The organism is Pseudomonas sp. H3_A02 (assembly GCF_054671965.1).
Genome location: NZ_CP162807.1, coordinates 3350272 through 3373174 on the forward strand (window position 1 = coordinate 3350272; position 22903 = coordinate 3373174).

16 protein-coding genes are annotated in these 22903 nt (G+C 63.0%); 12 read left to right on the plus strand and 4 right to left on the minus strand.

The genetic code is table 11. The features are described 5' to 3' along the window. Positions 1 to 513: 513 nt before the first annotated feature. The 3 genes from AB4N80_RS14815 to AB4N80_RS14825 are packed head-to-tail and all read right to left on the minus strand — an operon-like array spanning position 514 to position 5041. Positions 514 to 1908, minus strand: a complete 1395-nt coding sequence (locus AB4N80_RS14815) for an efflux transporter outer membrane subunit (RefSeq protein WP_460090469.1) — start codon at positions 1906 to 1908, stop codon at positions 514 to 516. 10 nt (positions 1909 to 1918) lie between these two features. Next, entirely contained in the window at positions 1919 to 3889 is a 1971-nt protein-coding gene (locus tag AB4N80_RS14820; protein WP_460082722.1) for a MacB family efflux pump subunit, read from the minus strand. After that, complete coding sequence (locus tag AB4N80_RS14825; RefSeq protein ID WP_122569509.1) at positions 3890 to 5041, minus strand: efflux RND transporter periplasmic adaptor subunit; 1152 nt, start codon at positions 5039 to 5041, stop codon at positions 3890 to 3892. It lies immediately after the preceding gene. Between the two features lie 501 nt (positions 5042 to 5542). Between AB4N80_RS14825 and AB4N80_RS14830 the strand changes: the two genes are divergently transcribed. From AB4N80_RS14830 to AB4N80_RS14880, 11 genes are all read left to right on the plus strand, one after another. Next, positions 5543 to 6025, plus strand: coding sequence for a sigma-70 family RNA polymerase sigma factor (locus AB4N80_RS14830; protein ID WP_122569510.1), 483 nt, complete (start codon positions 5543 to 5545; stop codon positions 6023 to 6025). 146 nt (positions 6026 to 6171) lie between these two features. Next, on the plus strand, positions 6172 to 7506 hold the full coding sequence (locus AB4N80_RS14835) for a SidA/IucD/PvdA family monooxygenase (protein ID WP_122569511.1): 1335 nt from the start codon (positions 6172 to 6174) through the stop codon (positions 7504 to 7506). A gap of 342 nt (positions 7507 to 7848) precedes the next feature. After that, entirely contained in the window at positions 7849 to 11067 is a 3219-nt protein-coding gene (locus tag AB4N80_RS14840) for a transporter substrate-binding domain-containing protein (protein WP_460083077.1), read from the plus strand. 252 nt (positions 11068 to 11319) lie between these two features. Beyond that, positions 11320 to 11754: a PleD family two-component system response regulator gene (locus AB4N80_RS14845; RefSeq protein ID WP_122569512.1), complete on the plus strand. Its 435-nt coding sequence runs from the start codon at positions 11320 to 11322 to the stop codon at positions 11752 to 11754. 114 nt (positions 11755 to 11868) lie between these two features. Continuing rightward, complete coding sequence (locus AB4N80_RS14850; protein WP_122569529.1) at positions 11869 to 12483, plus strand: response regulator transcription factor; 615 nt, start codon at positions 11869 to 11871, stop codon at positions 12481 to 12483. Positions 12484 to 12711: 228 nt separating this feature from the next. After that, positions 12712 to 13578 carry a pirin family protein gene (locus AB4N80_RS14855; protein WP_122569513.1) on the plus strand — a complete coding sequence of 289 codons (867 nt, stop codon included), beginning with the start codon at positions 12712 to 12714 and terminating at the stop codon, positions 13576 to 13578. 206 nt (positions 13579 to 13784) lie between these two features. Then, a complete protein-coding gene (locus AB4N80_RS14860) occupies positions 13785 to 15227 on the plus strand; it encodes a mechanosensitive ion channel family protein (RefSeq protein ID WP_122569514.1) in 1443 nt (480 codons plus the stop codon). 269 nt (positions 15228 to 15496) lie between these two features. Continuing rightward, entirely contained in the window at positions 15497 to 15937 is a 441-nt protein-coding gene (locus tag AB4N80_RS14865; protein WP_053123536.1) for a carboxymuconolactone decarboxylase family protein, read from the plus strand. Positions 15938 to 16164: 227 nt separating this feature from the next. Next, entirely contained in the window at positions 16165 to 16665 is a 501-nt protein-coding gene (locus AB4N80_RS14870) for a sigma-70 family RNA polymerase sigma factor (protein WP_060741413.1), read from the plus strand. A gap of 37 nt (positions 16666 to 16702) precedes the next feature. Next, positions 16703 to 17686, plus strand: a complete 984-nt coding sequence (locus tag AB4N80_RS14875) for a FecR family protein (RefSeq protein WP_122569515.1) — start codon at positions 16703 to 16705, stop codon at positions 17684 to 17686. Positions 17687 to 17783: 97 nt separating this feature from the next. Beyond that, entirely contained in the window at positions 17784 to 20234 is a 2451-nt protein-coding gene (locus AB4N80_RS14880; RefSeq protein ID WP_460082730.1) for a TonB-dependent siderophore receptor, read from the plus strand. Between the two features lie 214 nt (positions 20235 to 20448). Here the strand turns inward: AB4N80_RS14880 and AB4N80_RS14885 are convergent, their stop codons facing one another. Continuing rightward, on the minus strand, positions 20449 to 21600 hold the full coding sequence (locus AB4N80_RS14885; protein ID WP_122569517.1) for an MFS transporter: 1152 nt from the start codon (positions 21598 to 21600) through the stop codon (positions 20449 to 20451). Positions 21601 to 21769: 169 nt separating this feature from the next. Here AB4N80_RS14885 and AB4N80_RS14890 point away from each other — a divergent pair, with 169 nt between their 5' ends. After that, on the plus strand, positions 21770 to 22762 hold the full coding sequence (locus AB4N80_RS14890) for a diaminopimelate epimerase (protein WP_460082734.1): 993 nt from the start codon (positions 21770 to 21772) through the stop codon (positions 22760 to 22762). Positions 22763 to 22903: the final 141 nt, after the last annotated feature.

Below are 22903 nucleotides of genomic sequence, written 5' to 3' on the forward strand. Positions count from 1 at the left end.
AGCTCCTGATTATTCAAAGGGCGCTGCCAGACATCACTTGCAGATGATGGGTGGCAGCTATGCGCGGGTCTGCAAGACCGGGAAACCAGGAACCCGGCAGACCCGGAGGTCTCCCGCACACAGCCGCCATTGAGCGACACGGACGTGTCGATTGGCTTGTGGCTATGCGCCTGGTATTTCGTCGGGCTTGCAGACCCGATCACTGATGGGCAGTGACGGGAAACAAGTTATCGACAGGAGGTTAGGCGCACAAGCCGGCGGATTCTGGCGTAGTTGTAGGCAGTGACGCAAGGCAACGTAGCCTCACTCGGGAGTCCTACATGGTCGGATAAACAGAACCAAAGCCGAACACTATTTGTGGCTAGGAGATTTATCTGTGGGAGCAAGGCTTGCCCGCGATGCAGGCACCTCGGCCCTCGGAAACCGTGTCGTCTGCATCGCGGGCAAGCCTTGCTCCCACAGGAGATCACCCTAGCCACAATGTATTATTTGGCTTGAAGGTGGGTTCGCGGCCTACATCACCCGCCAGCCCCCGCCCAACGCCTTGTACAACGCCACACTCGCCTGCACCCGCGCCAATCTCAGCTGCACGTTCATGTCCTGGGCGGCGTACAGCGTACGTTGGGTTTCCAGTACGGTGAGCAGGTCTTCGGCGCCGGCCTGGTAGCGGCGCTGGGCGATGTCGAAGGCGGTCTGGGCCTGGTGCAGTTCTTCGCTTTGCCATTGCCGTTGGCGGTCGAGGCCGTTGATGCCGTTCAGGGCTTTTTCGACGTCGGCGAAGCCGTTGATGATGGCGGCGCGGTAGAGCTCCAGCAGTTCCTCCTGACGGGCGCTGGCTTTGTTTCGTTCGGCTTTCAGGCGACCATTGTTGAAGATCGGCGCGGCGATTCCGGCGGTGAGGTTGTAGACGTTGTTGCGCAGCAACTGGTCGGCGATGTCGGCGCCAGTGCCCAGGCTCAGGCCCAGGGTGACAGAGGGCAACATGGCGGCGCGAGCCACGGTGACGTCGGCCTGGGCGGCGGTGAGGCGCGCTTCGGCGGCGGCGATGTCCGGGCGACGGCGCAGCAGTTCGCTGGGCACGCCGACATCGATGGCCGGCCAGTGCAGGCGGTCGAAACTGTCGTCATCGAGCCTGACCGACTGCACCGGTTGCCCCAGCAGCGTCGCCAGGGTGATCACGGCTTCCCGGGCCTGTTGCTGCACTTGGGGCACGCGGCGTTGCTGGGCCGCCACCAGGCTTTTTTGCTGGGACAGTTCCAGGGCCGTGGCGCTGCCGGCGTCGTAGCGGGTCTGCACCAGGTCGAGCACGCGCTGGGCGTTGTCCAGGTTCTGTTCGGCGATGCGCTGTTGCTCGCGCAGGGACAACGCCTGAGTGTAGCTGTTGGCGACGCCGCTGAGCAGAGTCAACTCCACCGTCGCCCGGTCGAACTGGCTGGCCGCCAGCGTGCTCAGCGCACTGTCCCGAGCTGCCCGTTTACCACCCCAGAAGTCCAGCTCATAGGTGGCACTGAGGTTGGCGTCGTAGTAATCGATGGTGCGGTTGTTCCGATCCACGTCCAGCTGGCTGTAGCCCTTGCCCCGCAGCAACTCCTGGCGATTACCGTTGAGCCCGGCCGTGACCGCTGGCAGCAACGGCGCCCCGGCAATCACCGCGCTGGCCTGGGCCTGGCGCACCCGGGCCATGGCGGCGGCCAGGTCGTGGCTGTCCCGTCGCGCCTGTTCGATCAGCCGGTTCAATGGCGGGCTGCCGAAATGTGTCCACCACTGCTGGTTGTCCGCGCGGGCGCTGGGTGTATCGAGGTGCTGCCAGGCCGGTGGCGGCTGGATGCCGCTGTCCGGTGCCGACACCGGGGTGGCGCAGGCCGCCAGCAACAGGCTGGCGGCCAGGAGGGTCAGGTGCGCTTTCATAGGGTGGGGTTCATTCACTGGTGAGGGCCGCGACCGGGTCGAGGCGGGCGGCCTTGCGGGCGGGCATGAAGCCGAAGACGACGCCGGTGACCAAGGCGCAGCCGAAGGCACCGAACACCGCCAGCCATTCAAAGGCCACGGCGATCTTGCCCAGCAGCAACGCGCCGCCCACCAGCAGGGCCAGGCCGATACCGGTGACCCCACCGACCACCGAGAGCATCACTGCTTCGGTGAGGAATTGGCGCAGGATGTCGCGCTGGCGGGCGCCGGTGGCCATGCGGATACCAATCTCGCGAGTGCGTTCGCGCACGGTCATGAGCATGATGTTCATCACGCCGATGCCGCCCACCAACAGCGAAATCGCGGCAATGGCACCGAGCATCAGCGACAGCGTGCCCTGGGTGCGCGCTTCGGCCTGGATCATCGCGGCGTTGTTGGTCAGCTCGAAATCCTGCTTGCCGTCGTGCAGGCGCAACAGGGTGCGGGAGATCGCCTGTTCGGCCTCCTTGACCTTGCCGGCGTCCCGGGCGGCGATCACCACGTATTCGGGATGACGCGTGCCGAACAACCGCACGCTGGCGGCGGAGTAGGGCACGGCGATGCGATTGTCGGCGTCCGAATCCCCGGAGCTGGAGCCTTTTTCCGCCAGCACGCCGACCACCTGGAACGGCATGTTCTCGATCAGGATGTAACGGCCGATGGGGTCGGCGACGTCCTTGAGCAGTTTCTGCCGGACCTTGTGGCCGATCACCGCCACCGCCGCGGCGCCGCGTTCATCGGCGTCGGTAAAGTAACTGCCCTCGGCCACCGGCCAATTGAAGATGGTCGGGAAGTTCGTATCGTTGCCGCCCACATAGCTGGTGTGGTCGAGGTTGCCGAAGCGCACGCTGGCTTCGGCGCCGTTGACCGGCATGATCCGTTGCACTTCGGGCAGGGCGGCGAGGGCGGCCAGGTCATCGTCGCGGATGATGCCCTTGGCGGCACGCGGGCTGGGGGCGCTGCCGTTAAGGTAGATGATGTTGGAGCCGAAGGCGCCCATCTGGGCCATGACCTGGCGCTTGCTGCCTTCGCCCACGGCCAGCATCACCACCACCGAGGCCACGCCGATGACAATGCCGAGCAGGGTCAGGGCGGTGCGAAAGCGATTGATCCACATCACCCTCCATGCTGCCTGTATGGCGTCCAGCAGCTCGCCTTTCCAGGCACCGTTGTGTTCGCTGCCGGCACTCAGGCGCTGGCGCAGGTCCACGGCTTGCAACGCCTTTGGATTGGCTTGCGCGTCGTGGGGCAAAGCGGTGGCGCTGTCGCTGATGATCAGCCCATCACGGATCTCGATGATGCGCTTGGCCCGGGCCGCCACTTCACGGTCGTGGGTGATCAGGATCACCACATGGCCCTGGCTCGCCAGTTCGTCGAGCAAGGCCATGACCTCGATGCCGCTCTGGCTGTCGAGGGCGCCGGTGGGTTCGTCGGCGAGGATGATGTGGCCGCCGTTCATCAAGGCCCGGGCAATCGACACCCGTTGCTGCTGCCCGCCGGAGAGCTGATGGGGACGGTTGCCGGTGCGGCTGGCCAGGCCCAGGCGCTCGAGCAGGGCGCTGGCCCGGACGTGGCGCTCGGCGGCGGAGATGCCGGCGTAGATGGCCGGCATCTCGACGTTCTCCTGGGCGGTGCCGGAAGGAATCAGGTGATAGCCCTGGAACACGAAGCCGAACGCTTCGCGTCGCAGCCAGGCCAGTTCATCGCTGCCCAGATGGGCGACGTCTTCGCCGGCGAAACGGTACTCGCCGCTGGTGGGGCGGTCGAGGCAGCCGAGGATGTTCATCAGGGTCGATTTACCGGAACCGGAGGCGCCGACAATCGCCAGGAATTCCCCGGCGTGGATGGATAAATCGATGCCGCGCAGCACCTCCACCCGGGGGCTGTCGCCACCGCCGTAGGCCTTGCGAATGTCCCGTAGTTCGATCAGGGGCGTGTTCATTCAGCCCCCGCTGCCGACAGCCGAGCCGATCAGCACCCGCTCGCCCTCATTCAGGCCGTCGACGATCTGGGTGCGCAGTCGATCACTGACGCCGGTACGCACGGTCCGCGGCTGAACCTCGCCGTTTTCGGCCAGCACTTGCACTTGGCCGGCATTGTCTTGCAATGCGGCGCTGGGCACGGTCAGTACGTCTTGGGCCTGGGCGGCGACGAAAAACACCTGGGCAGTCATGTCGGTCATCAGCGCGCGGTCGGCGTTGTCGACGTCGAGCAACACGGTGTAGAGCACCACCCGTTCGCTGCCACTGCGCCCACCGGTGGGGCTGCCACCCTGGCTGGCTTCCAGCGGGCGCGGTGGCACCGGCAAGATCTGCCGAACGGTACTGCTCCAGCGCCGGCTGCCGCCGGCCAGGGTGGTGAAGTAGGCGGTCATGCCTGGCTTGACGTGGCCGATGTCGGCTTCCGAGACTTCGGCCCAGACGGTCATGGGCGATAACCGGGCGATGCGCAGGATCAACGGGGTTTGCTGCTGGGCGTTGAGGGTCTGGCCCTCCCGGGCTCCGACGGCGACCACGGTGCCGCTCATCGGCGCATAGATGCGCGTGTAACCCAACTCGGCCTCGTCGCTGCGCAGGCTGGCCTGGGCCTGGCGGATCTGCGCCTGGAACATGTCGATGCGCGCCTGGGTCGCCCGCACTTCGGCCTGGGCGGTCTGCACGTCTTCCTCGCGGGTGGCGCCGCCGGCCTTGAGTTGCTGCTGGCGGCGGAATTTCTGCTGCGCCAGGTCGTGCTGGGCGCGCTGCTCCTGGAGCTGGGCCTTGAGGTTTTCAATCGAAAAACGCCCGGCGTCGAGCTTGGCTTTTTGCGTGGACGGGTCGATTTCCACCAGCAGTTGGCCTTCACGCACCTCGTCGCCGGCTTCCACGTGAATCTTCTGGATCTGCCCGGACGCCTGGGCGCCTACATCCACGTAACGTCGGGGTTGCAGGGTGCCGAGGGCGGTGACGCTGTTTTCGATATCGCCACGGGTAACGGGCGCGGTGACCAGGGGCGCACGGCTGGGCACGACTGCTTGCCACGCGGCGAAGGCCACGGCCGGAAGCAGGGCGAAGGTGAGAAGCCAGGCGCGTCGGGTAGGGCGGGGACGTTTCATGCAGGGTTCCGGCCGGTGATATCGGGCCCATCCCAGGAAGGGCGGGGACGGGGGGCTGTTCTGGTAAACGAGCGTTCCGGGCGGGAATTTAGCGAGGAAGCACTTGGTAGTAGGCGGAAGGGCAGCGCAACAACCAAGCCAGGTGATGTTGTGGCGAGGGAATTTATCTGTAGCGAGGGGACTTATCTGTGGCGAGGGGATTTATCCCCGTTGGGCTGCGAAGCAGCCCCCCCCCTGGCCAACAACTCGGTGTGCCAGATGTTTCGAGTAGCAGGTTTTGGGGCTGCTTCGCAGCCCAGCGGGGATAAATCCCCTCGCCACAACAGCGGTGCTTGGCGCCAATAGAAAGGAACGAATCTGCCTTGATACAAACCAACGCTTTAAATCTATATGAGAATTACTATAAATTACGCGATTGAATCTGCCACTATCGTGCCATGCCCTTTTCCGGCATGCCGGGTGGCACAGGGATAGCTGTCGCAGTCATTGCGCACGGGAGTCATGTTGGAAAACTACTATCGCGAGCTGGTGTGTTTCCTGAACGCCAAGCTAGGCAACCGCCAGGCGGCCGAGGATGTGGTGCATGACGCCTACGTGCGGGTGCTGGAGCGTGCCAGCGACACGCCCATCGAACAACCGCGAGCGTTCCTCTACCGCACGGCGCTGAACCTGGTGATCGACGGGCATCGGCGCAATACCCTGCGCCAGGTCGAATCCCTGGATGTGCTGGACAGTGAAGAACGCTTCTTCACGCCGTCGCCCCACACCAGCCTCGATCATGGCCAGCGCCTGGACATGCTGCAGCGCGCCCTGGCCGAGCTACCGCCGCTGTGCCGCGAGAGTTTCCTGCTGCGCAAGCTCGAAGGCCTGTCCCACCCGCAAATCGCCGAGCGCCTGGGCATTTCCCGGGCATTGGTGGAAAAGCACATCGTCAACGCCATGAAGCACTGTCGCGTTCGCGTGCGTCAGTGGGACGCGCCCTGATTCGATCGTCGCCGGTCACCCGGCGGTAAATTTTTTTTCATTGTCCTCGTTCCTCTCAACAGACGACTTGCCGGCGCCGCGAATGCCGGTCAGGTTCCCCAGGCTTTTCGTGCCCTGTTGAGGGGCTTTTCCAGAGGACACTGGACATGACACAGGCAATTGCATCGCCCATCGTTCACGACTTGATCGGCATTGGCTTCGGCCCTTCGAACCTGGCGCTGGCCATCGCGCTGCAGGAGCGGGGGCCGGTCCAGGGTGAACTGGACGTGCTGTTCCTCGACAAGCAGGCCGACTACCGCTGGCACGGCAACACCCTGGTGACCCAGAGCGAGTTGCAGATTTCCTTCCTCAAGGACCTGGTGACCCTGCGCAACCCCACCAGCCCGTATTCGTTCGTCAATTACCTCAAGCACCATGGTCGCCTGGTGGACTTCATCAACCTGGGCACCTTCTACCCGTGCCGCATGGAGTTCAATGACTACCTGCGCTGGGTGGCCGGGCACTTCACCGAACAGAGCCGTTATGGCGAAGAAGTGCTGCGCATCGAACCGGTGCTGCACAACCAGCAGGTCGAAGCGCTGCGGGTGATTTCCCGGGATGCCCAGGGCGAAGAGTTGGTGCGTACCACCCGTTCGCTGGTGGTCAGTGCCGGTGGTACGGCGCGCATCCCCGAGGCGTTCAAGGCCTTCAAGGATGACGCGCGGGTATTCCACCATTCCCAGTACCTGGAACGCATGGCGAGCCAGCCATGCGTGAAGGGCCAGCCGATGAACATCGCCATCATCGGCGGTGGGCAGAGCGCGGCGGAGGCCTTCATCGACCTCAACGACAGCTTCCCTTCGGCACAGGTCGACATGATCCTGCGCGGCTCGGCCTTGAAGCCGGCGGACGACAGCCCGTTCGTCAACGAAGTGTTCTCGCCGGAGTTCACCGACCTGGTGTTCCAGCAACCCCACAGCGAGCGCGAGCGCCTGGTCAACGAGTACCACAACACCAACTATTCGGTGGTGGACATCGACCTGATCGAACGCATCTACGGGATTTTCTATCGTCAGAAAGTCTCTGGCATTGCCCGTCATGCGTTCCGCACCCTCACCACGATCGAGAAAGCCACGGCCACTGACGCCGGCGTGGAACTGGCGATGCGCAACAATGCCACCGGCGAGCTGACGGTGCGCCGTTATGACGCCGTGGTGCTGGCCACCGGTTACGAGCGGCAGATGCACCGCACCCTGCTGGAGCCGCTGGCGCAGTACCTGGGGGATTTCGAGGTGGATCGCAACTACAAGCTGATCACCGACGAACGCTGCAAGGCGGCGATCTACATGCAGGGCTTCTGCCAGGCCAGCCATGGCCTGAGCGACACCTTGCTGTCGATCCTGCCGGTGCGTGCCGATGAGATCGCCGGTTCGCTGTATGAGCATGGGAACAATCGCGGGCAGGCGCGTCCGGTGCGTGATCGGTTGCTCGCCGCCGTATAGGCCCTGTGGGAGCGAGTCACTCGCAAGAAATCTATCAGTCAACGCACCCCCCTGTGGGAGCGAGCTTGCTCGCGATGGCGTCGTGTCAGTCACTTCAATATTGGCTGAGCTGACGCCTTCGCGAGCAAGCTCGCTCCCACAGGTTCGGGTCCTGGCCTCCAGTCACTCACAGGAAATTCTTCAGAAACTTCCTACACTCATGTCATGCGTCTGTTCGACAGGCGCATCGACGGTTCGCTGTTCCCTCGTATTGGCAGTCTGAACCCGCAGCCGGTCACCCTGACTGAATGTGCAGTCGACGGTGTTCCGGGCCGACTACGCCAAGCGAAACACCCTGACCAGATGATGCTGCTTCTACGCACAGGCCTGGTGGCGCTGTTGCTGGGCTCTTTGAGTGTGGCGCCACCGGTGGACGCGGCGCCTGAGTCGTTGCAGGTGCTCGGGCGCTCCCACGTGGATGATTATTCGGTGTCCCTCGACGCCGCCGACTGGGCCTGGCTGCGCCAAAAGGGCACGTTGCTGCTGGGTGCCTCGGCGCCGGACTATGCGCCTTTCAGCATCACCGGCAATGGTCGCGACTACGAAGGCCTGACCGCCGACTATGCGCAATTGCTGGGGCAACTGTTGCACGTCAAGGTGCAGGTCCAGCGCTATCCGTCCCACGCCGAATTGCTCCAGGCCTTGCGCGGCGGTGAGATCGACCTGCTCGGCACCGCCAACGGCTTCGAAGCCGCCGATCCGGACCTGACGATGTCCCAGCCCTATGCCGATGACTTGCCGACCCTCGTGGCCCGCATCGACGACAGCCAGGACTTGCCCACGGACCTGGCGGGCAAGCGGGTGGCGATGCTTTATCACTACTTGCCGCCGGAAACGGTCGAGGCGTTTTATCCCGAGGCTTCCTTGCAGTTGTTCCCCTCGACCTTGAGCGCCATCGGAGCCGTGGCGTTTGGTCAGGCCGACGTCTACCTGGGGGATTCGATCAGTTCCAACTACCTGATCAGCAAAAATTACCTGAACAACGTCCAACTGGCTGATTTCTCGCGCCTGGAAGTGCAACCGTTCGCCTTTGCGGTCAATCGCGACAATGGGCGCGTGTTGCGCATCGTCAACGCCGCGTTGCAAGCCATTCCCGCCAGCGAACGCATGATCATCCTGCGGCGTTGGAGCGCTGGCGGGGCGAGCATGCCCGGTCAGCAGGCGCTGCATTTCAGCGTCAACGAGCAGCGTTGGCTGGATGCCCATCCGCGGATCAGGGTGGCGGTCAACGAAAACTTCCTGCCACTGACGTTCTTCGACGAGCAAGGCCATTTGCGCGGCATCGGCGCCGATGTGCTGGCCCGCGTCAGCTTGCGCACTGGTTTGAAATTCGATGTGCAGCGGGGTGATTCGGTTGATGATTTGATCGGGCAGATCAAGAGCGGTAAGGCCGACGTCCTGGCGACCGCCATCCCCAGTGCCGAACTCGAGGACGAGTTGCGCTTTACCCGACCGTACCTGGCGAACCCGTTCGTGCTGGTGGTGCCGGTCAGGGCCAAGGCGCTGACCTTGGACCAGATGGCGGGCAAGCGCGTGGCCCTGGTGCGTGGCAATGTGCTGCGCGAGTTCCTGCTGGAGCAGTTCCCCCGCGTGCAGCTGGTGGCGGCGCAGAATGCGGCCGACGCCATGGCCATGGTCGCCGCCGGCACGGCGGACGCTGCGATCAATCCGCTGATCAGCGCCCGCTACATGATCTCCCGCCAGTACCGCGACACGCTGCAAGTCACCAGCACCGTGGGTACCTTGCCCGCGCACGTTGCCCTGGCGACGAACCGGGGCGCCTTGGAGCTTTACTCGATCCTGGACAAGGCGTTGTTGAGCATCACGCCGGAAGAGATGGACGAGCTGACCAACCGCTGGCGCAGTGAGGTGGTGATCGACGACAGTTATTGGCTGCGCAACCGCACCACGATCCTCCAGGGATTCGCCGTTGCTGCGCTGCTGTTGCTGGTGGCCTTGGGCTGGGGTGTTTATCTGCGGCGCCTGCTGGAACAATTGCGCGTGGCCAAGGAAAGCGCCGACGAGGCCAATCGGGCCAAGACCACCTTCGTGGCGACCATGAGCCATGAGATCCGCACACCCATGAATGCGGTGATCGGCCTGTTGGAGCTGGCGCTGAAGAAAGCCGACCAGGGCGTCGTGGACCGATTCGCCATCGAAGTCGCATCGGGTGCTGCCCACGGCATGCTGGACTTGATCGGCGACATCCTCGACATCGCCCGCATCGAGTCGGGCAAGCTGTCGCTGGCGCCGCAACGGGCCAATCTGCACACGTTGATCGAGTCGGTGGCGCGGATCTTCGAGGGCCTGGCCTGGCAGAAGCACCTGCGTTTGCACTGGGTGCTGGACGTCGGGGTCAACCGCGACGTGTTGATTGATCCATTGCGCTTCAAGCAGATCGTCTCGAACCTGTTGAGCAACGCCATCAAGTTCACCGACCAGGGCGAAGTGCGCCTGAGTGTGCGCGGCGAGCTGGACGCTGAACACGGGCGTCTTGGCATTTGCCTGCGAGTCGAGGACACCGGTTGCGGCATTTCCCCCGAGGATCAGCGCCGCTTGTTCAGCCCCTTTACCCAGGCCGGCCATCACCCTCAATCGGTCCGTAGCGGTTCCGGGTTGGGGTTGGTCATCAGCCGCACGTTATGCGAGATGATGGGCGGCACCCTGACGTTGCGCAGCGTGCCGGGGGAGGGCACGCAGGTCGAGGTTCTGCTGGACCTGCCCTTGCTCGATGCGCTGCCGGCGGCGCCTGCCGAGGTCGAGGCGCTGCTGCCGGTCCCGGCGCTGAGTATTCTGGTGGTCGACGACTACCCGGCCAACCGCTTGCTGTTGTCCCAGCAACTGGGCTACCTGGGTCATCGCGTCCGCGAGGCACAGAACGGTGTCGAAGGTCTGCAGGCCTGGCGCGGCGAACACTTCGATGTGGTCATCACCGACTGCAACATGCCCTTGATGAGCGGCTACGAACTGGCCCGGGCCATTCGCGACGAAGAGCGCGACCGCAACCTGTCGCCGGTGCTGATCCTGGGGTTCACGGCCAACGCCCAGCCCGAGGAAAAGGAGCGTTGCGCCGAGGCCGGGATGGATGATTGCCTGTTCAAGCCCATCGGCCTCAGGGCACTCAATGCGTGCCTGGCCTCGGTCATGCCGGATGCGCGGGCGCCCCAGTCCAGCGATGGCCTCGACTTGACCGGCCTGGAGCAATTGACCGGTGGTGACACGCGTGCCATCAGGGCGCTGTTGGAGGAGCTGGTCAACAGCAATGCCGAAGATCAAGCGCGACTGCTGCAGTTGGCCACCCGACAGGACTTGCCAGGCCTGGCGGACCTGGCACACCGGATCAAGGGCGGGGCGCGGATCATCCAGGCGCAACGTCTGATCGCCGCCTGCGAGGCACTGGAAAGCGCTTGTCGAGAAGGCGACAGGTCGCTGCTTGCTGAAGCCGTGGAAGACCTTCGCCAAGCCATCGAGCACCTGGCGGAACGACTCAAGACCTACATGGAAGGCGTCGTAGCCGAGTAGGAACTGTAGGAGCTGACGAGTGCAACGAGGCTGCGATCTTTCCCCAGACACTTGAATCCCAAGCAAAAGATCGCAGGCTTCGCCAGCGCCTACAAAGCGTCGTGCAGGATAAATTCCATCGTCATAGGGGCTGTGTCTGGCTTCATTTTAGGAATAGTCCTACATCGCCCTTCAAACGCTTCCTCTAGCCTGAGCGCCCTTAATGTTCTTGAGCCGGTGCCTACCTGGCGCATTGCTATTGGAAAGCTTGCCATGCCGAACAAAGCACTCCGTATCCTGATTGCCGATACCCAACATACCCATCGAATCGTGCTGGAGCGTCTGTTCAACCAACAGGGCTATTTCCGGATTGTCCCCGTGAGCCATTTGCAGGAGTTGCTGACGCTGGTGGAATACGGCAGCGAGCCGTTCGACCTGATTGTCGTCAACGCCCAACTGGCCGGTGGTGCACTGGATCTGCACGATTTTGTTGTCTATAACCCACAGGTTCGCCACGGGATGATTTACAACACGCAACCGGCCAGTCAGTCGCCGGTGCCTGTCGCGCGTCGATCGAGCCTGCACTTGAGCCAGGCGCCACTGCCTGACCTGGCTTCACTGCGGCGCTTGATGGAGCGGGTTGATCCTCAGGTCCATGAGCCGCTGCCAGCATGGGGGCGTCCCCTCAGGCAGGGGCATGGACACTGAACCTGACCGTTGGTCTGCCCTGTCAGGCCTGACAGGTGGCAAGGCCCGGCGCTTGTGCAAGAGTCCGGTGTGGTCATGGTGCCGGTGCCGTTTGTATTGTTTTGGGGAACTGCCTTGAAAGACGTGTTGATCGTGGATGACCACCCTGTCATACGAGGGGCGCTGCGGCTTATTTGCCAGAATGAGGCGTTCACCCAAATCAGGGACGCCAGCGGCGCGGCCGATGCCAGGGCCCTCATCAAGGAGGGCGCGCCAGACCTGGTGATCCTGGACCTGGTGATGAACGGTTTCGACGGCCTGGACCTGCTGGTCTGGATCATCGCCCAGTTTCCTGAATGCAGCGTGTTGGTGTTCACCTCCCAGGATGCGCAGCACTTCTGCAACCGCTGCATCTCGGCCGGAGCCCGAGGCTTTGTGACCAAGAAAAGCGACCTGAAGGAACTGACCAAGGCCATCCAGGCATTGAAGTCCGGTTATGCCTATTTTCCCCAGATGTCCGTCCGGCTGGACTTCCAGCAACGCAGTGAGCAACAGGCGCTGGAAAGCCTCTCCACCCGCGAGCTGTCCATCTTGCGCATGCTGGCCATGGGCATGCGCGGCAAGGACATCGCTGAAAGCCTGTTCCTGAGTCCGAAAACCGTCAGCACCTACAAGACTCGGCTGTTGGAAAAACTCGGGTTGCAATCCTTGGTGGGGCTGTCGGAGTTTGCCAAGCGCAATCATCTTTGAATGAGCTACCCCCAAACCTGTGGGAGCGAGCTTGCTCGCGATAGCGTTCTGTCAGTCGATGCATCTTCGGCTGAGACACCGCTATCGCGAGCAAGCTCGCTCCCACAGGTTTTTATTCGTCGTTCTCTGGATAGAACGCTAAGGCCGGTTTTTACCGTCTAGTGCATAAAGGGTGTCGGTTTTAAGCTGTGTCCATCAAATCGCAGTACCTGATTTTGGAGACACAGCATGAAAAACATCATCGGCCTCTACACCAGCCCGCGGCCCCATTGGGTCGGCGACGGTTTCCAGGTGCGCACGCTGTTTTCCTACGACAACCTGGGCAAGCACATCAGCCCATTCCTGCTGCTGGACCACGCCGCCCCCACCGAATTCACGCCGACCAGCGAACGTCGTGGCGTCGGCCAGCACCCCCATCGTGGATTCGAAACCGTGACCATCGTCTACCAGGGCGAACTGGAGCACCGTGACTCCACCGGCAGCGGCGGCAAGATCGGCCCCGGCGACGTGCAATGGATGACCGCCGCGTCCGGCATCATCCACGAAGAGTTCCACTCCGAAGCCTTTGCCCGGCAGGGCGGGTTCATGGAGATGGTCCAACTGTGGGTCAACCTGCCCGCCAAGGACAAGATGGCCCCGGCCGGCTATCAGACAATCCTCAAGGGCGATATTCCGAACATCGCCTTGAAGGACAACGCCGGCAGCCTGCGCCTGATCGCCGGGCGCTTCGAGGGGCACCAAGGCCCGGCGCGGACCTTCACCCCCATCGACGTCTGGGACATCCGCTTGAATGCCGATAAAAACCTCACCCTTGACCTGCACGAAGGCCACAACACCGCCCTGGTGGTGCTGCGGGGCTCGGTCCAGGCCAATGGCCGCGAACGGGTCGAGGCCGGGCAGATGGCCCTGTTCGACCGGGCCGGCGACCAACTGAACCTGCAAGCCAATAACGACGCGGTGGTGCTGTTGCTCAGTGGCGAGCCGATCGACGAACCCATCGTTGGCCATGGGCCGTTCGTGATGAACAGCGAACAGGAAATCCACCAGGCCTTCAATGATTTCCACTCCGGGCGCTTTGGCCGGATGGATGACTGAACGCGAAAACAACAGCCACTTAGTACCCACTGTGGGAGCGAGCTTGCTCGCGATAGCGATCTAACTGTCCATGCATCATTGACTGACACACCGCAATCGCGAGCAAGCTCGCTCCCACATGGGTATCTGCATGGGGATCTGCGGGATCTCTACAGCGTCGTCAATCTGTGCCAATCTTCGCCAATCGCCCTCCTGGAGCTGTCCCGATGCTGTTTCTGATCTCCGAGCACCCGCTGCTCTGTGCCCTGGCGCTGCTGGTCTTCGACCTACTGATGTGGCACCTGGTCAGTGCGGATCGGATCTATTGGAAAGTCGGCGCAAGGCTGGTGATTTTTTCGTTGTTCAGCGTGCTGCTGTTCAATGAAGGCCTCAACCCCATGGTGCCGGCGCAGTGGGTCGACGACGTGCCTCGGCACCTGGCCGCTACCGGTTTGCAGATTACCTGGTGGCTGTTCGCCGCGCGAACCCTGACGGTGCTGATCGTGGTGGCGTTGATGCAGCGGGTCGGCCACACCGGACGCTTGTTGCAGGATTTGCTCGGCGCGGTGATTTTCCTGATCGCCGTCATCGCGGCCCTGGCCTATGTGCTGGATTTGCCGGTCAAGGGCGTGCTGGCCACGTCCGGTGCGATGGCGATCATCGTCGGCCTGGCCTTGCAGAGCACCCTCAGCGACGTGTTCTCCGGGATCGTGCTCAACACCACCAAGCCCTACCAGCTCGATGACTGGATTTCCATCGACGGCACCGAAGGCCGGGTCACTGACATCGATTGGCGGGCCACGCGCTTGCAGACCGCCCAGGGCAGCATGGCGGTGATCCCCAACTCGTTGGCGGCCAAGGCCAAGGTCATCAACTTCAGCCGACCCAGCGATGTCCATGGCTTGTCCATCAGCATCCAGGTCAGCCCTCACGCGCGGCCACAAACCGTGATCGACGCGTTGGAGCGGGCCATGATCGGCTGTCGTTCCCTACTCGCCATCCCGGCCCCCAGCGTCGCCCTCAAAAGCAGCGGCAGCGGCGGGGCGGAGTATGAAATCAGCGGGTTCGTCGCCTCCATGGCCCTGAAACGCACGGTGCGCAATCAGTTGTTCGACCTGGCGTTCCGGCATTTGCAAGCATCGGGCGTGAGCCTGCTGTCCACCAGTGAAAGCGCCACGCCCCAGGTGGCGTCGCGGCCTCGGGCCTTACTGGAAAGCTCGAACATTTTCTCCACCCTGCGCCAGGATGAGAAAGACACCTTCAGCCAGAACATGACCCTGCAAACCTTCCGCGCCGGCGACGTGATCCTGGCAGCGGGGGAGGTCAGTGATCATCTGTTCATCATCGAGTCGGGGGTGGTCAGCGTGACCCTCATGCGCAACGGCCAGCCACTCGAGGGCGGCCGCATGGGGCCGGGGGAAGTGATCGGCGAAGCCGGGATCGTCGCCGAGCAGGCGGCCCTGGCGAATTTTTCCGCCAAGACTTTCTGCACCCTGTACCGCATCGAAAACAGCTACCTCAAGCCGTGCCTGGAGGCCCGTCGCGACATCAACGACGCGATGAAAAACCTCCTGGACGTGCGCATGCACCTGGCCCAGAACCTGACCCGCGAAGTCCCCAAGCCAATCGCCAAGAAGCGCTTTCTGCAATGGTTGCGCAGCCGGGCCTGAAGCCTATCTGAACGACAAGCACCGCTCCCTCGCTGTGTGGGAGCAAAGCTTGCTCGCGAAACAGGCGCCTCGATCTCTGAAGGACTGCATCGCACCCATCGCGGGCAAGCCTTGCTCCCACAATCCCGTCGCCACGATAGATTCGTGTTCTTCCCAAAGGAATAGCATCGGTCTGCCATTGGCCACCCGAACTTCCCAACAATTGGCTATTTGTACCGCGCCACTGCACGGCTAACGTAGCGCTACACCCAATTGTCCTGGAGTTCACCATGCAACCGCGTATCGATTTCTACACCGCTTCCCCCGACGCTTTCAAAGCCATGCTGGCCCTGGAAAACGCCGCCTCGAACCTGGGCCTGGAGAAGTCCCTGCTGGAACTGGTCAAGCTGCGCTCCTCGCAAATCAACGGCTGCGCGTTCTGCATCGACATGCACACCGCCGACGCCCGCAAGGACGGCGAGACCGAACGTCGCCTGTACGCCGTGACCGCCTGGCGCGAAGCGCCGTTCTTCACCGGCCGCGAGCGCGCCGCACTGGCCTGGACCGAAGCCCTGACCCGCCTGAGCGACACTCACGCACCGGACGCCGACTATGCCTTGCTGAGCGAGCATTTCAGCCCCAAGGAAATGGTCGACCTGACCGTGGCGATCAACGCCATCAATGGCTGGAACCGCTTGGCGGTGGGCTTTCGCAAGATGCCTGAGGCGTAATCAGAGAAAAAATACCTGTGTGGGTAGCCTGTGGGAGCAAAGCTTGCTCGCGATAGCGGTCCAACAGTCCATGCACCATTGACTGACACACCGCCATCGCGAGCAAGCTTTGCTCCCACATAGATTTAATCCTCATTTTAAGCTTCGGACGACAGGCGCCGTAATAGGTTTGCTTCTCATTAATAGTAACCATTACTATTCACGCCCCGTTCCCACAGCGCGCCGTGATGACCCCCAAGCTGCCCCGCAGACCCGGCTTTTTCGAGCACTACGAAGAGTTGATCGGCACCTGGACCCGTCGCCTGCGTAATCGCCAGCAGGCCGAGGACCTGGCCCATGACACCTTCGTGCGGGTGCTCGAGTCCGATTCGAGTGGGGTCGAGCAGCCACGGGCGTATCTGCATCAGACGGCGCGCAACATTGCAGTGGATGGCTATCGGCGCGAAGATCGACGGGGGGCCATGGAAGAGGCTGTCATCGACCCTGGTCAGTCGTTTTCGGGCGACCCGGAGCACTTCATGCATGCGATCCAACTGGCGGACTCCATCGAACGGGCGCTTGCCGAGCTGCCGGCCAACTGCCGCACGGTGTTCGTCTGGCAGAAGATCGAAGGCCTGACCCAGGCAGAAATCGCCGAGCGCCTGGGCCTGTCAAAAAACATGGTGGAAAAGTATATGATCCGCACCCTGCGGCATCTGCGCGATCGCCTGGACGGTCCAGGCCAATGATCCGTCGCCCTCTTTCACCTGAGCCACAGGACCTTCCATGATGGATAGCCGTGAATGCCCGTGCGGGCAGGACAGGGTTCGCGACGCGGCGGCGCAATGGTTCGTGCGTTTGCAAGCGCCTGCCATGAGTGTCGAGGAGCGTCAGGGTTTCGAAGCCTGGCTGGACGAGCATCCCAATCACCGTGACGAGATTCAATTGCTCCAGGGCATTTGGAGCGCCACGGACCTGCTGCCCAAGGAACGCCTGCGAGCGCTGTGCGAGCCACCTGCCGAACGTCCCAAGCGCCGGCCGCTGTTACGCTACGCCGTCGCCGCCGGGTTGCTGGCGGTGGCGGTCGGCCTGGGTCTGTTCAGTGGCTTGAGTTCTTCTACCGATTACAGCGGTGAGTTTGCCACCGCCCTCGGCGAGCGTCGGCATATTGCCTTGCCGGACGGTTCGGTGATCGACCTCAACAGCCGTAGCCGGGTGCGGATTCAGTTCGCACACCGTCAACGTCGGGTGGAACTGGCCGAAGGCGAGGCGTTGTTCACGGTCGAGCATGATGCCGGCCGGCCTTTCACCGTCGATGCGGGCAACGGCCAGGTGACGGTCACCGGGACGCGCTTCGATGTGCGCCGCGATGCCGACAAGACCCGGGTGGCGGTGGCGCAGGGCAGCGTCAAGGTCCGGGGACGCGGCGCGCCCAAGGCACCGTTCGTCAGCCTCACGCCGGGCCTCGGCACCCAGATCGATGCCCAGGGCAACGTCGCCGCACCGTACGCGATCAACGCCGATGCACTCACGGCCTGGCGCAACGGCAAGCTGGTGTTCAATGACGCGCCCTTGAGTGAAGTGGCTGAAGAAGTCTCCCGTTATCGCCTCCAGCCCCTGCGGGTCGGCAGTGCGGCGGTGGGTAAGCTGCGCCTGACCAGCGTGTTCCGCGCCGACGATCCCGAGGCATTGCTCAAGGCGCTGCCGAACATCCTGCCGGTGGCCGTGCGCAGTCTGGATGACGGCAGCCAGGAAATAATCGCACGATAAATTCAGGTTTTTTCCGAGTTCTTCGTCTTCTTGTCCAACTGCAACTGGTTTGCATTAACAGACGCGTATTCTTGCGATCAACAGGACAAGGTTCGACGTGAAAACAACCGCCAAAAACAACAACCGTACCTCCGTACGCTGGCTGCCCCTGCCCCTGCCCCTGGCCCTGACCCTGGCGGTCAGCGCCGCCGTGTCCCAGGCGTTCGCCGATCAGGCCGCCACCGCCATCCACATTCAGGCGCAGCCGTTGGGGCAAGCCTTGAGCCAGCTCGGCCAGCAGACCGCGTTGCAAGTGTTCTTCAGCCCCGAGCTGGTGGCGGGCAAGCAGGCGCCGGCGGTGGATGGCAACTTGTCCCCGGAAGCGGCCTTGCGCCTATTGCTGCAAGGCAGCGGCCTGCAATACCAGATCAATGACGGTTCTGCGACCGTGTTGCCGACACCCTCGGCATCCGGTGCCGGCCCGTTGGAGCTGGGCGCGACTGAAATCCAGGTGGTCGGTGACTGGCTCGGCGATGCCAACGCCGAAGTGGTGCAGAACCACCCTGGTGCGCGTACGGTGATCCGCCGCGAAGCGATGGTGGAGCAGGGCGCCATGAACGTCGGCGACGTGCTGCGGCGGGTGCCGGGTGTGCAGGTGCAAGAGGCCAACGGCACCGGTGGCAGCGACATTTCCCTGAACGTCGGCGTGCGTGGCCTGACCTCGCGCTTGTCGCCACGCTCCACGGTATTGATCGACGGCGTACCGGCAGCGTTCGCGCCTTATGGCCAACCGCAACTGTCCATGGCGCCGATTTCCTCGGGCAACCTGGACAGCATCGACGTGGTGCGCGGCGCCGGGTCTGTGCGCTACGGGCCGCAGAACGTCGGCGGGGTGATCAACTTCGTGACCCGTGCCATTCCGGAAAAAGCCACCGGTGAAATCGGCACCACCCTGGAAACCTCCCAACGCGGCGGCTGGAAACACATCGACACGGCTTTCCTCGGCGGCACCGCCGACAACGGCTTGGGCGTGGCACTGTTGTATTCCGGCGTCAACGGCAACGGGTATCGCCAGAGCAACAACGGCAATGACATCGACGATGTCATCCTCAAGACCCACTGGGCGCCAACCGATGTCGACGACTTCTCGCTGAATTTTCACTACTACGACGCCAAGGCCGACATGCCCGGCGGCCTGACCCAGAAGCAATACGACGCGAACCCGTACCAATCCGACCGCGACTGGGACAACTTCAGCGGCCGGCGCAAGGATGTGTCGTTCAAGTGGATTCGCGAGATCAACGAGCGCACCCAGGCCGAAGTGCTGACCTACTATTCCGACAGCTATCGGGGCAGTACCATCGCTTCCCGGGACCAGCGCAACCTGGTGTCCTACCCGCGCACCTATTACACCTTCGGCATCGAGCCCCGGGTGTCCCATGTGTTCGATCTCGGCCCTACCACCCAGGAAGCCAGCGTCGGTTATCGCTACCTCAAGGAAGGCATGCACGAAGAGGCCAGCCGCCTGGCGTTGCGCAATAACGAACCGGTTGTGCGCCCGGGGGCCGACGGCCACGTCTACCAGGACCGTACTGGTGGCACCGAAGCCCACGCGGTGTACATCGATGACAAGATCGACGTCGGCAAATGGACCATCACCCCGGGCATCCGCTTCGAAAGCATCAGCACCGAATGGCATGACCGCCCGGTGCTCGACACCGCCGGCCGCCCCGTGCAGGAAAAACGCCGCAGCATTGACAGCAACGAACCGTTGCCGGCCCTGAGTGTGATGTATCACCTGTCCGATGCCTGGAAGCTGTTCGCCAATTACGAGACCTCGTTCGGCAGCCTGCAATACTTCCAGCTCGGCCAGGGCGGCGATGGCAACAACACCGCCAATGGCCTGAGCCCGGAAAAGGCCAAGACCTACGAAATCGGCACGCGTTACAACGATGACGTCTGGGGCGGCGAAGTGACGCTGTTCTACATCGACTTTGACGATGAGCTGCAGTACATCAGCAACGACGTGGGCTGGACCAACATGGGCGCGACCAAACACCAGGGCCTGGAGGCTTCGGTGCACTACGACATGGCCGCCCTCGACCCACGCCTCGAAGGCCTCACCGCCAACGCCGGTTTCACCTACACCCGCGCGACTTACGAAGGCCAGATCCCGAGCTTCAAGGGCCGTGACCTGCCGTTCTACTCCCGCCAGGTGGCCAACGTGGGCCTGCGCTACGACGTCAACCGCTGGACCTATAACCTCGACGCTTTCGCCCAGTCCAAGCAGCGAGCACCGGGCAACAGTGTGAACGCCGATGGCAGTTTCAGCGGTGACTACATCACCGATGGCACCGCCGATGGGCAGTACGGCGACATGCCGGGCTACGTGCTCTGGAACGTGCGCGCTGGTTATGACTTCGGTGCACAGCTGTCGAACCTGAAAGTCGGCGCCGGGGTGAAAAACCTGTTCGATCACCAGTACTACACCCGTTCCAGCGACAACAACTCGGGCATCTATGTCGGCGCACCGCGTACGTTCTTTGTGCAGGCCAGTGTGGGTTTTTGATGAAAATCCAGGGTTGATGCGTACTTTTGTGGCGAGGGGTTGATCTGTGGCGAGGGGATTTATCCCCGTTGGGCTGCGCAGCAGCCCCAATCTTCAACACCTCGGTGTGTCAGATATGTTTGAGGGAGCTGGTTTGGGGCCGCTTCGCAGCCCAGCGGGGATAAATCCCCTCGCCACAGATAAATCTCCTGTCCACTGAGGATGGTGAGAGGCCTCAGACCTTCAACACTTTCCCACTGGCCGCCACCGCCACCAGCGATATCGCAATCAGCCCGAAGGCAATGCTCAAGCTGCTGCCATGGGCCACGAAACCAATCAGCGCCGGCCCCGCAAGGATGCCGGCATAGCCGATGGTGGTGATGGCCGGTACGGCGATCGCTTCGGGCATCAGGGTCTGTTTGCCGACGGCGGTGTACAGCACCGGCACGATGTTCGAACACCCGGCCCCGACCAACGCATACCCCAGCAGCGCCGCTTGCCACATCGGTGCGAGGGTCGCCAGCAGGAACCCCGCGGCTGCGATTGACCCGCCATAGATGATCACGCGCTTGGCACCCAGGCGATGCACCACCGAGTCGCCGGTCAGGCGGCCGACGGTCATGGTCAGCGCGAAGGCGGCATAACCCAGCCCGGCATAGGCGGTATCCACACCCCGCTCGGTGGTCAGGAACACGGCGCTCCAGTCCAGCACCGCACCTTCGGCCAGGAACACGATGAAGCAGAGGATGCCGATGAACAACACCACGCCATGGGGAATGGCAAACGCCGGTCCCGAGCTTTCACTGCCGTAGGGCAACAGGTGCGGCGCGGCCTTGAACAGCGCCACCAGCAGCACGCCATTGACCACCAACGTCGCCCCCAGCGGCGAAAGCCCCAGGCCGAGCAAGGCGCTGACGCCAGCCGCGCCAATGATCCCGCCGAGGCTGAACATGCCGTGGAAACCCGACATCATGGTCTTGCCACTGGCCCGCTCGACGATCACCGCTTGCAGGTTCACGGTCGAGTCCACGGTGCCGAGCCCGGCGCCAAACAGGAACAACGCGGCCACCAGCCAAGGCAGGGAGGTCATTGTCGCCAACAACGGCAACGCCAGGCAGATCAGAATCGTGCCGCCGCTGAGCACTCGACGGCAGCCGAACCGCCCCGCCAGTGCGCCGGAAATCGGCATCGCCAGGATCGACCCGACCCCCAGGCATAACAGCAGCAACCCGAGGGTGCCTTCATCCAGGTTCGCCCGCACTTTGGCGTAAGGCACCAGCGGCGCCCAGGCGGCGATGCCGATGCCGGCGATGAGGTAAGCGATGCGGGTGGACATCTGTTCCAGGCGTCCTGGAATAAAGGTGGGCGGGGGCGTGATGGCAGTCATGAAACGTCCTTGGCTTTCGTGCGGTGCGGTGGTGCAGGCAGGGGCCTATGCTTGCATATCCACTGACCGCACCGCGACCCCAAGGTGCCGATCAACGCGCAGGCTTTGCTCCCGCAGCCTATGCCAGCATAAAGTACCGGCCCTTGCTGGCTGATTTTGGGTCTGGTCCATGACGCAGTTTTATGATGCACGCGGCAATATGTATGGTGTCGTCTCCCCGCGACAGGTGCGTGACCACGGTATTGATCTGCCGCCGTCAGCCGCCCTCGCGGCACAGCGGCGCGAGTCCTGGGCCATGGCCGCCGTGCATGCCTTCTGCGGTTGGGCGCCGGGCGAAGCACCGCCGGATGCCAAGGCCCATCGCAGCGACGGCCTGTTGGTCGGCCCGTTCCAGGATGAACCGCCCTTTGACGTTTTGATCGTCAACACCGACGGCACCCTGGCCGAACGCAGCGGCAACGGCTTGACGATTTTCTCCCAGGCGCTGAAAGAGCAAGGCTTGATGCCGAGCGAGGGTGATTGCTTGTTGCAGGTGCACCACGACAAACACCAGGGCTTGTCGCCGCTGCAGACATCGGTGCGAGCCGCCGAATTCGAGGGTGTGCAGGGCTTCTGGCTGGACTTGGGGAACCCGCTTTTTGGGCCTCAAGCCGTCGCTGCCCAACGCGTGGAGAGCGTGGTGTTCAATCAGCGCGATGTCAGTCGGGTGGCGGCACTCCACGCATTGAGTCCGGCGTGGGGCAACAGTCAGTTCGTGAACATCGGCAATCCGCATTGCGTGACCCTGACGGAGGCTGCCGAGGCGCTGCCGAGCAACACGCAAATGCGCGCCCCGGCGTTGTCGCAAAACCTGACCCGCATCGCTTATGCGGTGCCCGCTGGGGCCGGCGTTCCGTGCCCGGCGGGTGTGAATCTGCAATGGGCTTGGCGCGAGGCCGAAGGGCGGATCGTTGCTCGAGTGTTTGAGCGCGGCGAGGGGCCCACCGCGTCCTCGGGCACCAGCGCCAGTGCGGTGGCCAGTGCTGCGTGGCGGGTGGGCTGGGTGAAGGCGGGGGCGGTGAGGGTGGTGATGCCCGGCGGCACTGCGCCGATTTTGCTGGAAGAGCAGAGTGGGGAGTTGGTACGGGTGAGTTTGTTTGGCACGGCTAAGTTCGTGCCTTAGCTTTCTATATTCCAGATGGTCCTGTAGTGCGACTGATGACGCCTTCGCGAGCAAGCCCGCTCCCACAATGATTTTGTGTCGTGCGCTGAGTTTGTGTCCACTAAAGATCAACTGTGGGAGCGGGCTTGCTCGCGAAGACGG

Excerpts from the sequence above, each read along its gene's own strand:
- AB4N80_RS14815 (WP_460090469.1), bottom strand. The coding sequence starts at position 1,908 with ATGAAAGCGCACCTGACCCTCCTGGCCGCCAGCCTGTTGCTGGCGGCC.
- AB4N80_RS14820 (WP_460082722.1), bottom strand. The coding sequence starts at position 3,889 with ATGAACACGCCCCTGATCGAACTACGGGACATTCGCAAGGCCTACGGC.
- AB4N80_RS14825 (WP_122569509.1), bottom strand. The coding sequence starts at position 5,041 with ATGAAACGTCCCCGCCCTACCCGACGCGCCTGGCTTCTCACCTTCGCC.
- AB4N80_RS14830 (WP_122569510.1), top strand. The coding sequence starts at position 5,543 with ATGTTGGAAAACTACTATCGCGAGCTGGTGTGTTTCCTGAACGCCAAG.
- AB4N80_RS14835 (WP_122569511.1), top strand. The coding sequence starts at position 6,172 with ATGACACAGGCAATTGCATCGCCCATCGTTCACGACTTGATCGGCATT.
- AB4N80_RS14840 (WP_460083077.1), top strand. The coding sequence starts at position 7,849 with ATGATGCTGCTTCTACGCACAGGCCTGGTGGCGCTGTTGCTGGGCTCT.
- AB4N80_RS14845 (WP_122569512.1), top strand. The coding sequence starts at position 11,320 with ATGCCGAACAAAGCACTCCGTATCCTGATTGCCGATACCCAACATACC.
- AB4N80_RS14855 (WP_122569513.1), top strand. The coding sequence starts at position 12,712 with ATGAAAAACATCATCGGCCTCTACACCAGCCCGCGGCCCCATTGGGTC.
- AB4N80_RS14860 (WP_122569514.1), top strand. The coding sequence starts at position 13,785 with ATGCTGTTTCTGATCTCCGAGCACCCGCTGCTCTGTGCCCTGGCGCTG.
- AB4N80_RS14865 (WP_053123536.1), top strand. The coding sequence starts at position 15,497 with ATGCAACCGCGTATCGATTTCTACACCGCTTCCCCCGACGCTTTCAAA.
- AB4N80_RS14870 (WP_060741413.1), top strand. The coding sequence starts at position 16,165 with ATGACCCCCAAGCTGCCCCGCAGACCCGGCTTTTTCGAGCACTACGAA.
- AB4N80_RS14875 (WP_122569515.1), top strand. The coding sequence starts at position 16,703 with ATGATGGATAGCCGTGAATGCCCGTGCGGGCAGGACAGGGTTCGCGAC.
- AB4N80_RS14885 (WP_122569517.1), bottom strand. The coding sequence starts at position 21,600 with ATGACTGCCATCACGCCCCCGCCCACCTTTATTCCAGGACGCCTGGAA.
- AB4N80_RS14890 (WP_460082734.1), top strand. The coding sequence starts at position 21,770 with ATGACGCAGTTTTATGATGCACGCGGCAATATGTATGGTGTCGTCTCC.